Origin of the sequence: Infirmifilum sp., assembly GCF_049970975.1 — an archaeon.
Classification (GTDB): Archaea; Thermoproteota; Thermoprotei; order Thermofilales; family Thermofilaceae; genus Thermofilum; species Thermofilum uzonense.
Map to the genome: position 1 here is coordinate 1 of NZ_JBMFLX010000003.1, position 12,604 is coordinate 12,604.

The 12,604-nt window shown below is 47.6% G+C and carries 14 protein-coding genes; 6 read left to right on the forward strand and 8 right to left on the reverse strand.

The window, feature by feature from the left end; all coding sequences use genetic code 11:
- Positions 1 to 158: 158 nt before the first annotated feature.
- Complete coding sequence (locus ACP5KC_RS01245; protein ID WP_052884112.1) at positions 159 to 617, forward strand: ParB N-terminal domain-containing protein; 459 nt, start codon at positions 159 to 161, stop codon at positions 615 to 617.
- On the opposite strand, the gene ACP5KC_RS01250 is transcribed toward ACP5KC_RS01245, so the two are convergent.
- Positions 558 to 1,004, reverse strand: coding sequence for a hypothetical protein (locus tag ACP5KC_RS01250; protein WP_424738466.1), 447 nt, complete (start codon positions 1,002 to 1,004; stop codon positions 558 to 560). The genes ACP5KC_RS01245 and ACP5KC_RS01250 overlap by 60 nt on opposite strands.
- Positions 1,005 to 1,135: 131 nt before the next feature.
- Between ACP5KC_RS01250 and ACP5KC_RS01255 the strand changes: the two genes are divergently transcribed.
- Positions 1,136 to 1,468 carry a GNAT family N-acetyltransferase gene (locus ACP5KC_RS01255; protein ID WP_052884113.1) on the forward strand — a complete coding sequence of 111 codons (333 nt, stop codon included), beginning with the start codon at positions 1,136 to 1,138 and terminating at the stop codon, positions 1,466 to 1,468.
- Between the two features lie 27 nt (positions 1,469 to 1,495).
- Here ACP5KC_RS01255 and ACP5KC_RS01260 read toward each other — a convergent pair whose 3' ends face one another.
- Positions 1,496 to 2,449, reverse strand: coding sequence for a phosphate signaling complex PhoU family protein (locus ACP5KC_RS01260; protein ID WP_273433863.1), 954 nt, complete (start codon positions 2,447 to 2,449; stop codon positions 1,496 to 1,498).
- An 80-nt stretch (positions 2,450 to 2,529) separates the two neighbouring features.
- On the opposite strand from ACP5KC_RS01260, the gene ACP5KC_RS01265 reads away from it, so the two are divergent.
- From ACP5KC_RS01265 to guaA, 3 genes are read left to right on the forward strand one after another with little or no spacing between them, the layout of a single operon-like run.
- Positions 2,530 to 3,579: an IMP dehydrogenase gene (locus ACP5KC_RS01265; protein WP_424740173.1), complete on the forward strand. Its 1,050-nt coding sequence runs from the start codon at positions 2,530 to 2,532 to the stop codon at positions 3,577 to 3,579.
- Positions 3,579 to 4,673, forward strand: a complete 1,095-nt coding sequence (locus ACP5KC_RS01270) for an amidohydrolase family protein (protein ID WP_273433865.1) — start codon at positions 3,579 to 3,581, stop codon at positions 4,671 to 4,673. The genes ACP5KC_RS01265 and ACP5KC_RS01270 overlap by 1 nt, the downstream gene beginning before the upstream one ends.
- Positions 4,663 to 6,225 (forward strand): glutamine-hydrolyzing GMP synthase, encoded by a 1,563-nt coding sequence (guaA, locus tag ACP5KC_RS01275; RefSeq protein WP_052884117.1) that lies wholly within the window; start codon positions 4,663 to 4,665, stop codon positions 6,223 to 6,225. Before ACP5KC_RS01270 ends, guaA begins: the two co-directional genes overlap by 11 nt.
- Before the next feature lie 100 nt (positions 6,226 to 6,325).
- On the opposite strand, the gene ACP5KC_RS01280 is transcribed toward guaA, so the two are convergent.
- The 6 genes from ACP5KC_RS01280 to ACP5KC_RS01305 form a co-directional block, all read right to left on the reverse strand.
- The gene (locus tag ACP5KC_RS01280) at positions 6,326 to 7,873 is read right to left on the reverse strand and encodes a B12-binding domain-containing radical SAM protein (protein WP_428286743.1); all 1,548 of its coding nucleotides are present in this window, start codon (positions 7,871 to 7,873) and stop codon (positions 6,326 to 6,328) included.
- Positions 7,845 to 8,060 (reverse strand): hypothetical protein, encoded by a 216-nt coding sequence (locus tag ACP5KC_RS01285; protein WP_428286744.1) that lies wholly within the window; start codon positions 8,058 to 8,060, stop codon positions 7,845 to 7,847. The genes ACP5KC_RS01280 and ACP5KC_RS01285 overlap by 29 nt, the downstream gene beginning before the upstream one ends.
- Entirely contained in the window at positions 8,032 to 8,478 is a 447-nt protein-coding gene (locus ACP5KC_RS01290; RefSeq protein WP_428286761.1) for a MarR family transcriptional regulator, read from the reverse strand. Before ACP5KC_RS01290 ends, ACP5KC_RS01285 begins: the two co-directional genes overlap by 29 nt.
- 76 nt (positions 8,479 to 8,554) lie before the next feature.
- On the reverse strand, positions 8,555 to 9,328 hold the full coding sequence (locus ACP5KC_RS01295) for a biotin--[acetyl-CoA-carboxylase] ligase (RefSeq protein WP_273433873.1): 774 nt from the start codon (positions 9,326 to 9,328) through the stop codon (positions 8,555 to 8,557).
- Between the two features lie 183 nt (positions 9,329 to 9,511).
- Entirely contained in the window at positions 9,512 to 10,450 is a 939-nt protein-coding gene (locus ACP5KC_RS01300) for an NAD-dependent epimerase/dehydratase family protein (protein WP_052884122.1), read from the reverse strand.
- 59 nt (positions 10,451 to 10,509) lie between these two features.
- On the reverse strand, positions 10,510 to 11,289 hold the full coding sequence (locus ACP5KC_RS01305; RefSeq protein ID WP_052884123.1) for a KaiC domain-containing protein: 780 nt from the start codon (positions 11,287 to 11,289) through the stop codon (positions 10,510 to 10,512).
- A 147-nt stretch (positions 11,290 to 11,436) separates the two neighbouring features.
- On the opposite strand from ACP5KC_RS01305, the gene pstS reads away from it, so the two are divergent.
- Positions 11,437 to 12,570 (forward strand): phosphate ABC transporter substrate-binding protein PstS, encoded by a 1,134-nt coding sequence (pstS, locus tag ACP5KC_RS01310; protein WP_052884124.1) that lies wholly within the window; start codon positions 11,437 to 11,439, stop codon positions 12,568 to 12,570.
- The last annotated feature ends 34 nt before the right edge of the window (positions 12,571 to 12,604 follow it).

A 12,604-nucleotide genomic window follows, 5' to 3' on the forward strand; every position in this document is an offset into this window, starting at 1 on the left:
AGTCCAGGAATTTATCTCTCATGAAAATTTCAGCTCGGTTTCCAACACATAAGTAACCACTCAGACAAGGCAAGCCGCTGTTCTACGCATTAATAGACAGCAACTTACTTGAGGTTTAACACAAGGTTTTTATACAGCTTTAATGCATATTTTTGATCATGATCTATCTTAAAATTACATTGATGAATATTTCAGAGCTAAAACCCCATGAAAAATACATAGAGGAACGAGTACTTTTCCTGTTAGAAGATATGATGAGGACTGGTATCCTAAGAAAACCGGTGGTCGCAGAAAACAAACACAATGTTTTGCTGGACGGTCATCATCGATTTGAAGCATTTAAGAGATTAGGACTCCAGTATATCCCTGCCGCTGTAGTAGACTACCAGGATCCTAGAATTGTCGTTAAAAGCTGGGAAAATGGGTACATTTTTGATAAAGACCAAGTGCTTAGGAGAGCCCTTAAAGGAGAATTATTCCCTCCACGCACAACGAGACACGTGGTTCAACTTGACGGGAGAGAGCTTCACATCTCCGAGATTCTTCCCGATGTCAACTTACCCTTGAAGAGCTTTAAAACTATGCCTCTCAGTATTGGGGAGAGGCTTGAATTCTAGAATCTCTGAGTAATCGCAGTTGCTACACACTTCGAATCCGGAGACGTCGAAAAAACCAGAGACCTCAAGCCTGATATATTCTTGATCTATTATGGGAAGCCTTAGTATCAGCTTTCTGGACGCATCGGAGGGTACCAGGTGTAGTATAAGCCACCTTCCACCATCAGGCCTGCTGCCTTCAAGCCCACTAGGCCCGGACTTACCGATTATGGATAGTGTTCTTGAAAAAGTAATGCTTTTATCGCCATCAAAGCCCCCTTCATCGTTGCGGATGCCCAGGTTCATCTGTACCTTTCCATCCACAACGATGGTAAAGAAGCCTCTGTAGACCCTTCTACCTTTCTTTACACGCTTGTGAAGTTCTCCTGATATACTGACACGAGCCAAGGGTATGCTCGGTTTCGCCTTTGGGTTGAGTCGGCTATAAATGTTTCGTAGGACGTTTTAAATTTTCAGCTTGGCTTTGAAGAACCGTAGATAAATAACATATATAATAAAGGTTTTGCGGTTGGGGAATCATGGATATCAGGACATCTCAGGTGGAGACTAGAGGCTTCAGGATTTCTATAGAGGAGAATGGTCGCGAACTAGGACATTGCTTTATTTATCTGATCAAGAATGATCTTCACGACAGACCTTATGCGTTACTAGAAGATGTCTATGTGAATGAGAGTAATAGGGGGCAAGGAATCGGAAAGCTTTTAGTGAAAAAGGCTATCGACCTTGCGCGAGAATTAAACTGCTATAAAATAATCGCTACCAGTCGCTTTGGACGGGGTGAGCTCCACCAGTGGTATCAGAAGCTGGGTTTCAAGCTTTACGGCTACGAGTTCAGGATAGATTTTGAGTAGCCAGTTCATTTTTTCTCATGTACTTTCTCATCTTTTTCTCGACGAAAATTCGCTGAAGACCTCTAGCTCCACTCTGGACTCGAGCATGTCAAGTATGAGTGAAATTATGTTTCCTAAAAGATGATCTATAAGGCTTGAAGACTCGAACTTCTCAAAATACTCTCGGTACGTTTTCGTGATGACAAGTTTTGACTCCTCGTCGCCGGTCTTGAAAGCCTTTATCCCTGCTTCGAACGCCTCGCGGATTACTCGGATATCCTCCTCTGATAACTCAACTATATGAGCTATCCTTGCTATGTTCACTATAACGTCTCCCACTCGTTCAAGAGTCTTGCCGTAGTTGAAGATTGGAAGGAGCAAGGTCTTATTAGGAATGCCCACTTTGGCCAGATACCATGAGTATAATATCGAGAGGTTGACTTGCCTGCTTAAGAGAAAATAAAACTTGTCCACCTCTTCGTCTCTCTCTAGTATGTCTTTCAGGTACGACATGTCCCCCGTGCGCACGAACTCTTCGAGGTCCTTTATACTGTTAAGGATGAGTACTTCCATTCTGTTCAAAACCTTAGGAACCTCTGTTGATGCTGTGTTCGCCAGCATCTGGAGAAGGATGTAGTCGGAGCCCTCCTCGAAGACTTCTAACCCTACTAGGCGTTTTAGAGTTTTCCTGATCGTTTCGCGTAAGCTTAGGGGAACTCTTCCCGAGGTGGATACGACTTTAATCGATGAATAGCCTGCCTGGTACAACGCTATTATCATTCTCTCGACGGTGTCCTCGTCCCCCTGTGCGGCTTCCAGAACTTTGGTCTCCTCTATGAACTCCTCTCGACGCATTATCGGCGAAATAAGCAAGTAGTTGTCGTACTCTTCCAGAAATAGAGTATCTCCCTCGCGTAGACCGTTTTTCTCAACCCATTCCCGTGGAAGTGTGACTGCGAGGCTTGTTTTTCCCAGCTTTAAAAGTTTTCTTGTCGTAGACATAATACAGGTATATACTTGTTTATATAAATTAGTTTTGTATTAAAACAAGTCTTATAGGCTAAGCCAAGCGTTTCACGAATATGGGGAGATTTGTAGAGAAACTAAAAACAGCTGAAACAGCTCTAAGCTTCGATGACATTCTCATATTGCCTAGATACTCTGATGTAAGTATAAGTGAAATAGATGTCTCGACAAAGCTGGCCCCTAAACTGGACCTCTCTCTACCTCTGTTAAGCTCCCCAATGGACACTGTTACAGGCCGCGAGATGGCGCTGACACTGGGAGAGATCGGTGGTCTGGGAGTCCTGCCGAGAAATCTCCCAATTGACGAAGCAGTAGGGATAGTTCGAGAAGCATCAGTTAAAAAAATTCCCGTGGCTGCTGCGGTTGGACCATTTGACGATGAAAGGGTAGGCAGGCTTTTGGATGCCGGTGTCTCTATGATAGTTATAGATACAGCTCATGGCCATAGCAAGAATGTCCTGGAGGCTACGCGAAGGTACTCATCGATGGGCGCTGTCGTGATGGCTGGGAACATAGTCACAGGTGAAGCCGCGGAGGACTTAATTTCGGCTGGGGCTGTCTCGCTTAGAGTTGGGGTAGGGCCCGGCCACGCATGTACAACTAGAGAAGTGGCAGGGGTCGGATGCCCACAACTTACGGCCATCGCAAGCGTAGCCGATGTCGCTAGAGCTTACGGTGTTAGCGTTATAGCTGACGGGGGGATTGAGAAGCCTGCTGACGCAGTTAAGGCCCTAGCGGCTGGAGCAGATGCTCTAATGTTAGGCTATCTTTTCGCTGGAACCGATGAGGCTTCGGGGGCTCTCGTCGCCAAAGAGGGTCGTTGCTTTAAAGTGTACAGGGGTATGGGTAGTAGGGGAGCTTTAGCTAGTGGCTCAGCGAGATATGGAGAGTTTAAACGCGTACCTGAGGGTGTCGAGGGACTTGTTGAGTGCCGTGGAAGTGTAAGAAATGTTGTTGAGTGGATAATAGGCGGGATTAAGCAAGGGATGGGTTATGTTGGAGCTAGGAACATACGTGAGCTACAGGAGAAGAGTATCTTCGTGAAACTAACGCCCTCAGGTGTACGGGAAAGTGGTCCTAGAGGACTATACGAGGTGAGGTATTGATGGGTGTTATTGAGGTCTCAGAGCTTCTCGACCACGGAGTGCTCCGGAGGAATGTCAAGATTCCCTACAACGGGAGTGAAGATTTGTACTTTGTGTCTGCGATTGCACCAGGTTTTAGTGACGCGCATGCTCATCCACAGGTCGTTGACGTCGGTGAGAAGGGGGGGTGGAGGCATTCCTATGAGTGGCTCGAGAATAGAAAGCTGAGGGTTAACGAGGCTGGTATTAGAAGGGACAAGGAGCTTTCCTCTCTTCTCACAAAGGCTACTCTTCTAAAATCCTTGATGGAGGGGGCTACACTTATAGCGGTAACGGGAAGTCTTGAAGGGAATATCTCCGCTATACTATCGCTTCCAGCTACGCCACGAGTGGTCGTCCTCCCAACGGTAATGGATCGGGAGGGCTGGAGTACTCCGGAGAGAGTTTATGCAGAACACGTGAAATACCTTTCAAGGTGGGATGGATACTTCAATATGGGCTTCTTCGTACACTCGCTTCGAAAGACGGGCAAATCTTTTCTTGTCGCCTCGTATAAGACGGCTATCAAGCTTGGTGTTCCTTTCGCTATTCACTTATCAGAGGGCGTGGACGAGACTGAAAGTTTCATAGAGGTGATAGGTGAGCCTGCAGGGAACGTGGTAGCCGTCCATTGCCTTGAAGGCGCCGAGAAGTGTAAGAGGTTCGGGTTTAAGGTTGTTCATTGTCCAACTTCTAACCTCTACCTTTACGAGCGAACCCTGAGAGGTCTCGGACTTTTCGACGCTTTGGGTAGTGATTGGCCGCTTGTAACTGGAACTATAGCTAAGACTTACAGGGATGCTGTGGCTGTCCACGGTGCTAGCTACGAGTTACTGCAGAAAGCCACGCTCGGGGGATACAGGGTCTTCGGAATGAAGACTTCGGGAGATATTGTTGCCTTCGATGAGAACCTCGACAAGGTGATGAGGGGCGAATTGAAACCCAGGGCTGTAGTCGTTAACGGTAGACTTGTTGTTTATGAGAATGTTATGATTGACTTGAACTTATCGAGTCAAGATATTGAAAAGGTTAAAGAACAGGCTGTGAGGCTTGCCTTTGAGCAGTATGGAATCTAGGAAGAGCGTTGTAGTCCTGGACTTTGGGGGCCAGTACGCACATCTTATCGCACGCCGTATCAGAGAACTCAACTTCTATTCTAAGCTTCTGCCCTACGACATATCTCTAGAGGATTTACAAAGGTCAAATCCTGCTGCTGTAGTATTCTCAGGGGGGCCTGCAAGTGTACTTGAGAAAGACGCTCCCAGGCCGAGAGAAGAAGTTGTCTCGTTTCTGTTAAGGAATAAGATCCCAATCTTAGGTGTATGTTATGGACACCAGCTTATAGCTAGCTTTTTTGGGGGAAGAATTGCCCGCAAAGAGAAGGGGGAATACGGCTCCAGTGTCCTGAGGGTAGTAGAGAAGAACGAACTTTTCCTCGATACCCCCAGCATACAGCGTGTCTGGATGTCTCATCGGGACTCCGTGGTAGAGCTTCCTTCTGATCTTGTAGTCCTTGCATCTACCGATTACTCGGAGGTAGCAGCTTATAAACATCGAACGCTACCCGCTTACGGTGTCCAGTTTCACCCTGAGGTAAAGCACACGGAACATGGAAAAACTATCCTCTCAAACTTTCTTAGAAGAGTTGTTGGTCTTACACCGAACTGGTTTATCGAAGACGAAGCCATGCATATCATTGAAGAGATGAGAAAAAACATTAAGGGGAAAGTGCTCCTAGCCGTAAGTGGGGGTGTTGACTCCTTAACAACAGCCCTCATGCTTCAAAAAGCCATTGGAGGCGAGAATCTATACCTAATCCACGTTAACACCGGCTTACTCCGAGAGAATGAAAGCGAACGTGTCCTCGAAATCCTCAAGAAACTCGGCTTCACAAACGTTCACTATGTTGACGCCAGCAAGCTATTCCTAGAGAGACTCAGAGGAGTTACTGATCCGGAGGAGAAGCGGAGGATAATCGCCAAGACATTTGCAGAGGTCTTCAAGGATAAAGCCCTACAGCTCAGCCATACTGTGGGCGGTTTCAAATACCTAGCACAGGGAACCATTTATCCAGATCGTGTGGAGAGTGGGGCTACCGGCAAAGCTACAGCCAAGATAAAGAGTCACCATAACGTTGTGATGGAGGCTATCCCTGGGCTGGAGCTCGTGGAACCACTGGCGGAATTCTATAAGGATGAGGTTAGGCGTATAGCTGAAATCCTCGGATTGCCAGAAGAACTTGTTAAGCAGCACCCGTTCCCGGGGCCTGGTTTAGCCGTGAGGGTTTTAGGAGAGGTTACAGAGGAAAAGCTCAAAATCCTACGAAAGGCTACTATGATAGTTGAGGAAGAGTTTAGAAAAGCAGGTCTCTATGAGAAAGTGTGGCAGGCTTTCCCCGTACTACTCCCTGTGAAATCCGTAGGCGTGAAAGGCGACGTTAGAAGCTACGAGTATGTGCTCGCCCTCCGCGTGGTCGAAAGCGAGGACGCGATGACGGCTAGCTTTGTAAAGCTTCCCTGGGATTTTCTTGAAAAGCTGGCCGAGCGCCTTGTAAATGAGGTTGATGGGGTTAATAGGGTTTTATATGACATCACTCATAAACCGCCTGCGACTATTGAGTTCGAGTAGACCTTATAATGGTGTGTCAGCCTTGTCACCAATCCTCACAGATCGGGATTGGAGTCACTCATCATCCATTTATTTGATAAGCGGGACCCTATAATTGTTATCATGAAGCCACGAGATTCTTGGTAACGGTAGAAGAGGGTAAGAGGGCCTCAGGTCCCTTCTCGTCAAGTACGCGCTCGAGCTCACGCACCCTTGCCTTGACATACATTAGAAAAGCCTTGAAGAGTATTCTTACAGGAAGATACTTTGGCGAGCGCAGGTACATGTTGAAGGCTATGTCTTCTCCCCAACGTAGAGAGTGGTTTAGGGCACGCCACATGACCTCTAGGTGGGCCTCAGTGATCCTATCCCTTATGAAGCCCTCCCTATCTTTCAGGTATCCTAGCGGGACAAAAAACATGGGCACTATAAGGCTCCGGTAGTCCTTTATGTTATCGATTAGCTCGCTAGTCTCTATAAGATCCTCCTCCGTCTCTCCAGGAACCCCCAGTATAAGTGTTAAGGCTGGAACTATCCTATTGTCGTGCATTATAGCTAGGGCGTCCCCTACAACCTCATGCCATTTTTCAATGGGGTAGGGTGCCGCTTTCCCGGGCATGATTATCCTGGCCAAGCGTCGACTCCCAGTTTCAAGCCCCACTTGCACACCTAGCCAGTCCTGGTGCTCGTCGTACAATATTTCTGTAAGATTAGTGATTAGCCTGTACTTCTCCTCCGCGTACTTTACGCCTGCAAGCGTCACATGACTCCAGGCAACTGTTCTATAATACTTTTTCACAAGGGTGTGCAGTTTTAGAATAGCATCAGGGTTCGGCTCGATGCCCCTCGCCCCATATAATAGGACATCCTCTGAGTGAAGCACACCCGAGCGTATCCCTGCCTTCACGTTTACTTGAAGCTCTTTTTCGATCTTCTCCAACGGGTAGTACCTAACAGGTCTAAGGGTTACTGGGCAGAACCTACACCTTCTAGGACAACCCCTCATTATCTCGACAAAGCCATTAACACTTGCACCCTTTATCTCCGGAATCTCATCTATACTGGGAGCGTCCTCTGGACCCACGTAGAGGTATGCTGGGAGCTCCTCGCCTTCAAGAGCCTTCCGGGTTATGTCTACAATTACTCTTTCCGCCTCCCCATCTATGACCGTGTCCACCCCGAACTCGCGCCAGTACTCTGTTCTCCATAACCACTGCCAGGCTGCTGGGCCACCCGCTATTATTTTTAAGCCGTTGCGCTTAGCCTCCCTTATGCTCTTTTGCCTCATAAGCCTCTTGAAACTCCTTGAATTAACAGGCTCTTCACCCGTTATTGCCCACCACTCAACACTCGGAGAGTTCATCGCAAAGTAATCGTGATGCCCCACCATGAGGAGCCTAGCGCTCTTAAGATACTTGTCCAGGTGGTCAGGATCTATGATGGCAGCATTGAAGCCCGCCTCTTGAAGCTTGGCCTCTATTTTCCTAAGACCATAGGGCGCCTCGATGGGTCGTCCAAGTCTGTCCACTTTAGGCTTTGGCGCGCTTAGCCACATCCAGGCCCGCTCCGGTAGTCCCACAGGCGGAGCTGTGGTAAAGAAGCCTAGAAACTCCTTCCTGTGATGGTTTGTCATCATAGTCCTATCGGTTGTTATTACTACGTCCAGCATCCCGCATCACCCGTACCTCAACGGTGAGGAAAGACGCCTCTGCCAACGCACCTCGCACAACCTCAGCGGCACCTGCAGGATCCTGTGCGGGCACGTACAATATTATCTTCCTGTAGCCGTTCCTCCTTGCCTCCCTAATTACACGATATGCCTCGCTACTAGTCCTCACCGTTGCCTCCAACTCCATGGAGGCTCGCCTCGAAGGTGCTTATAACACTAGATATCTCAGAGTCTAAAAGGCTCAGGCTGTCACCGTGTTGTGGAAAGCGCCTTGAAAGTTCTCGGATTCTATCCCGAGCAGATCTCAGCATCATGAGGTGGGACTCTGCCACTAGCCTAGGAAGCGTTAGTGAGGGAGAGTAGTGATTTCTTCTACCACTTTTCACCTTATGGACTAGCCTGTGACTCTCAAGCACTTTTAGGGCAGCGGATACTGCAGATTTACTGTAACCCGTCATACTTTGAATTTCACTACAATTGAGAGGCCTCCTAACAGCATATAGTAGGGCCAGTATTAAGGCACTGGACCTAGGCAAGTTTAACGGTGCAAAAGTTGTCGAAAGGATGGAAAGGATCTCCATGAGAAATGTTAGCTGCATATTCATGAGAACCACTAATTCCACAGAAATCTGGAAATACAAAAAATTTTGTTTTTAATGAAGGTTATTTATTAGGAAAGAGCTATAGGTGTCTAAGGTGCTCTACATCACCCGCATAAAATACGTGAAGCTTACCATCGGACTCGACTAGCAGTGCTCCTTCCTCGTTTATGTCTAATGCCTTCCCGACGATTTCTACTCCCTCCTCAATTTCCACTCTTACATCGCGACCAAGAGTAGCTGAGAGGGATCTCCACTCGTCTAGAACCCTAGCCCCTTCACCATCACTTATAAGGCTGATTGCGCGGTAAAGCTCGCTTAAAATCTCCACTAATAGCTTGTCAGGGTCTACCCATCTGGCAAGATACTCCTTAAGCGAGACAGCACGTGATATAAGATCATGTGGAACTTCATTGTTAACATTGACTCCAATACCCAGGATGACGAGGAACCCGGAATCAAGAGTTTCAGCCTCCAATAGTATGCCCCCAACCTTCCTGTCATCCAGGAGTATATCATTGGGCCACTTAACAAGAGCCCTCAGCCCCGTTACCGATTGAATTGCTCTAGCTACAGAGGCTCCGGCTGCGAGACTTAGTATTCCAAGGTTCGCTGTTCCATGCTTAAAAGCAAGGCTAAACCAAAGACCACCATTAGGAGCATGCCACGGCCTACCTAGCCTGCCTCTAGCACTCGTAATTTCCCTACATACAACGAGCACAGGTTGTGAACTGTTAAAGAGACCCTTGGCCAGCTCCTGTGAGGACTCCTCGCATCTCTGGAACAAAAACATTTTAAGACCAGGCCACACGTTTACCAGCAACTCTGGCAGAGATCTCTCTAAATTGTTAAGCATAGCATCACGACCCTTGTTCACGCGTACAATACAACACACCAAAAAACATTGCTTTTCACAGTGAATAAGATCTCTCAAATCCCGTGAGTACTACAAGCCTCTAGCGAGAATACTCAGATTCGTGAGAACTCTGGACGCGATCACGTTATAGGTCGCTAAGAGAAAATCGAAGACTTTGAGGAATTACAAAGCGTTGTTGGAATTCTGTCCGTTGCTCTTAAGCCTTATTAGTTCACTTATTCCTTTTTCTAGGTCTATGGTCGGCTGGTAGCCGAGCACACTCTTGGCCTTTGTTATGTCTGCATAGCTGTATCTTATGTCCCCGGGTCTCGGCGGGTAGTGCTCTACCCTGCAGTCAGGACATGTTAGTTTTTTTATGAGCTGTGCCAGTTCGAGTATGGAGACAGGCTTCCCGTACGCAATATTGAACTTCTCCCCGTAAGCTTCCTTCTCTAATGCCAGTTCTACGGCTTGGGCGACATCGTAGACGTGTACAAAGTCTCTGGTCTGGAGACCGTCGCCGTATATTATGAGCCTTTGGGATTCAAGTGCTTGTTCTATGAACCTTGAGATTACTCCTGCGTATGCGCTTGATTGTCCTGGACCATAAACATTGAATAGGCGTAGGACCGTGTATCGAAGCCCTTGTCTTGCGAGAAGTTCTAGTATTTGCTCGCCGAAGAGCTTGCTTAGACCATAAGGAGAGATAGGTTTTGTAGGGTGTGCTTCGTCTATCGGGAGTTTGACAGGCTCGCCGTAGACTGCAGCCGAACTAATGTATATCATGCTGGCACCCGCTTCAAGACATACTTTTGCGACTGCGAGAGAGCCCATCACGTTGTTGTCGATGTATACTTCGGGGTTCTTCATCGATTCCTCAACACTGATGTAAGCTGCAGCATGAACCACGATGTCTCCTTTCGAGACAAGTTTCTTTAGAAGAGCTACGTTCCTTATGTCCCCTCTGATTAAGGGGACATCTGAGGAAGAAAGCCTCTGGAGAGCGAACGTTGTTGAACGTTCCAGAGAGTCTAGGACAATCACGTCGTACCCTTTCCCTTTCAGGATAAGAGCTACGTTATGTCCGATGAAGCCGGCACCACCGGTTATCAATACTTGCATAACTTGCCGTGTTCTAAATCTGAAGACTTTACTATTATATTAGTTTTGTATTTTTCAAGTCAGTGCTCCTCCTCGCTGATAACTCTCTTAATCTTCTTTGCGACGCTGTCGGGTAGCGCTTCATCTTCTACTCTGCGCGTGAGAGGACGCGTCAGCGTTAGCCCCTGGCCATCGACTATGGATATTTCCCAGGCTCTTAGATCATGAGGGGTCTGTCGCATCTTCTCTACGATCAGGTAGCGTGTCAGTGTGCCGTTTATGATACGCCTCTTGAAGTGAATTATACCGTCTGCTATGTGTTCTAGACCCCATCCAAAGGCTCCTCCTGTAGTAATGGCGTACTGTGATGTCGCGTAGACCGTGTAGTCCCATTTTGCCAAAACCCTCTTCACGAGGTAGCTTTCCTCGCGAGCCTTTACAGGTGCTCGGAGCCAGAAGGCACTCATAGAGTCGATTACCAGCCGCCTGGCCTGGGATCCCAGGAGCTTCTTAGCTTGTATCACCTTGTCAAGCATTTCCTCGACCGTTACCAGGTTTAAGGTCCACTCGTCACTGGTGGCTCTCATCAAGGCGTCTATTATTATGAGTCTGTTCTCCCGTAACGCCTTGTCGAAGTTCATGTTGAACTGCGAGGCCTGTCTTACTATGCTCTCCCTGCTCTCCTCGGTGGTTACATAGACAGCTTTCTCGCCTTTTAACAGGCCAGCGTTGATGAAGTGGAGACAGGCTATTGTCTTGCCTGTTCCAGGCATCCCGACTAGCGCAACGAAGAAGCCCTCGGGTATGCCACCAGCTAGAAGAGAGTCAAGTGATGATATGCCTGTGGAGAGCCTCTCCAAATCGCTTCATGTATCGAATTGGGTTAGATGGATAAAATGTTAACTTTCAAGAAGAGGAAGCGGGGAAGTCTCTCTAAATTCTATATAGTTTGAGCCGAAAATAGATAGTTTTATATATTCGTGCCCGTTTCTTTGTAACGAACAAAAATGGCCGAAAAAGTATTCAAGGATAGAAAGATGCTAGGCATAGTTGCTGCAGTGATTATTCTGATAGGCATCTTGGCTTTCATACTCACTGGAAGTAGCCAGAGCCAGGAGCCTGCTATAACTGAGAATGTTCTCCTGGTTGGAAGCGGTGCCACCTTCCCACAACCCCAGATAAATGCATGGATCCAGGCATTCACAAAGAAGTATCCAAACGTCAAAATAGAGTATGGTGGTGGTGGCAGTGGAAAGGGTCAGACTGACCTGTTACAGGGAGTCGTAGACTTCGCGGGAAGCGATGTTCCAATGAAGACTGAGAATTGGGAGCAGGCCAAGGCGAAGTATGGAAAGGTGTATCAGATACCATGGATTTCGGGAGGAGTTGCCTTTGTCTATAATATACCTGAAGTAGGAAGTAAAAGGTTAAAGCTTTCTCGTGAGGCCTTAGTAGGAATACTCCTTGGAAAGATAGAATACTGGGACGACCCCGTAATAAAGAAGGATAACCCAGATCTAAACCTCCCCCATCAGAAGATTATATTTGTGCATAGGAGCGAGGCTAGCGGAACGACTAATATAGTTACGGCCTATCTGTCCCTTATCTCACCTGAATGGAAGGAAAAAGTGGGCAGTGGCTTGACCGTTAAGTGGCCGCTAGACGCCGTGGGTAGAGGCGTCGGAGCACAGGGCAACCCTGGCGTAGCACAAAACGTAAAGGCAACCCCGTACTCCCTTGGCTACGTTGAGCAGGCTTACACGAAAGGACTTCAAGTCGCCTTGATCGAAAACGGTGTAGGTGAATACGTCGACCTCACGCCTGAATCTGTGTCAAAGGCGCTCTCAGGGCTCACTATACAATTCGATCCAGCCGAGGATATAAGCAAGATAGACCTGCTATCCAAAACACTTAACGTGAAGGCGTCAGGTGCTTACCCAATTGTTTCGATGAGCTATGTCATAGTCAAAGACCCCGCACAATATCCGACAGCGAAGGCGAGGGCCCTTGGCGCCTTCCTGAAGTATGTCTTCACTGAGGGCCAGCAAACTAGCAGTATAATTGAAGGATACGCGCCTGTAGGGGGAAGCTTTGTAAAGGCCGGATTAAAGGTAGCCGAAGAGCTATTAGCTCGCAAGTAAAATATATAATTATTTTTTATATCTATATTTTCTC

Coding starts and splice junctions, on each gene's coding strand:
- ACP5KC_RS01300 (WP_052884122.1), bottom strand. CDS start 10,450: ATGCAAGTATTGATAACCGGTGGTGCCGGCTTCATCGGACATAACGTA.
- ACP5KC_RS01245 (WP_052884112.1), top strand. CDS start 159: ATGATCTATCTTAAAATTACATTGATGAATATTTCAGAGCTAAAACCC.
- ACP5KC_RS01285 (WP_428286744.1), bottom strand. CDS start 8,060: ATGGAGTTGGAGGCAACGGTGAGGACTAGTAGCGAGGCATATCGTGTA.
- pstS (WP_052884124.1), top strand. CDS start 11,437: ATGGCCGAAAAAGTATTCAAGGATAGAAAGATGCTAGGCATAGTTGCT.
- ACP5KC_RS01255 (WP_052884113.1), top strand. CDS start 1,136: ATGGATATCAGGACATCTCAGGTGGAGACTAGAGGCTTCAGGATTTCT.
- guaA (WP_052884117.1), top strand. CDS start 4,663: ATGGAATCTAGGAAGAGCGTTGTAGTCCTGGACTTTGGGGGCCAGTAC.
- ACP5KC_RS01260 (WP_273433863.1), bottom strand. CDS start 2,449: ATGTCTACGACAAGAAAACTTTTAAAGCTGGGAAAAACAAGCCTCGCA.
- ACP5KC_RS01280 (WP_428286743.1), bottom strand. CDS start 7,873: ATGCTGGACGTAGTAATAACAACCGATAGGACTATGATGACAAACCAT.
- ACP5KC_RS01265 (WP_424740173.1), top strand. CDS start 2,530: ATGGGGAGATTTGTAGAGAAACTAAAAACAGCTGAAACAGCTCTAAGC.
- ACP5KC_RS01290 (WP_428286761.1), bottom strand. CDS start 8,478: ATGAATATGCAGCTAACATTTCTCATGGAGATCCTTTCCATCCTTTCG.
- ACP5KC_RS01270 (WP_273433865.1), top strand. CDS start 3,579: ATGGGTGTTATTGAGGTCTCAGAGCTTCTCGACCACGGAGTGCTCCGG.
- ACP5KC_RS01295 (WP_273433873.1), bottom strand. CDS start 9,328: ATGCTTAACAATTTAGAGAGATCTCTGCCAGAGTTGCTGGTAAACGTG.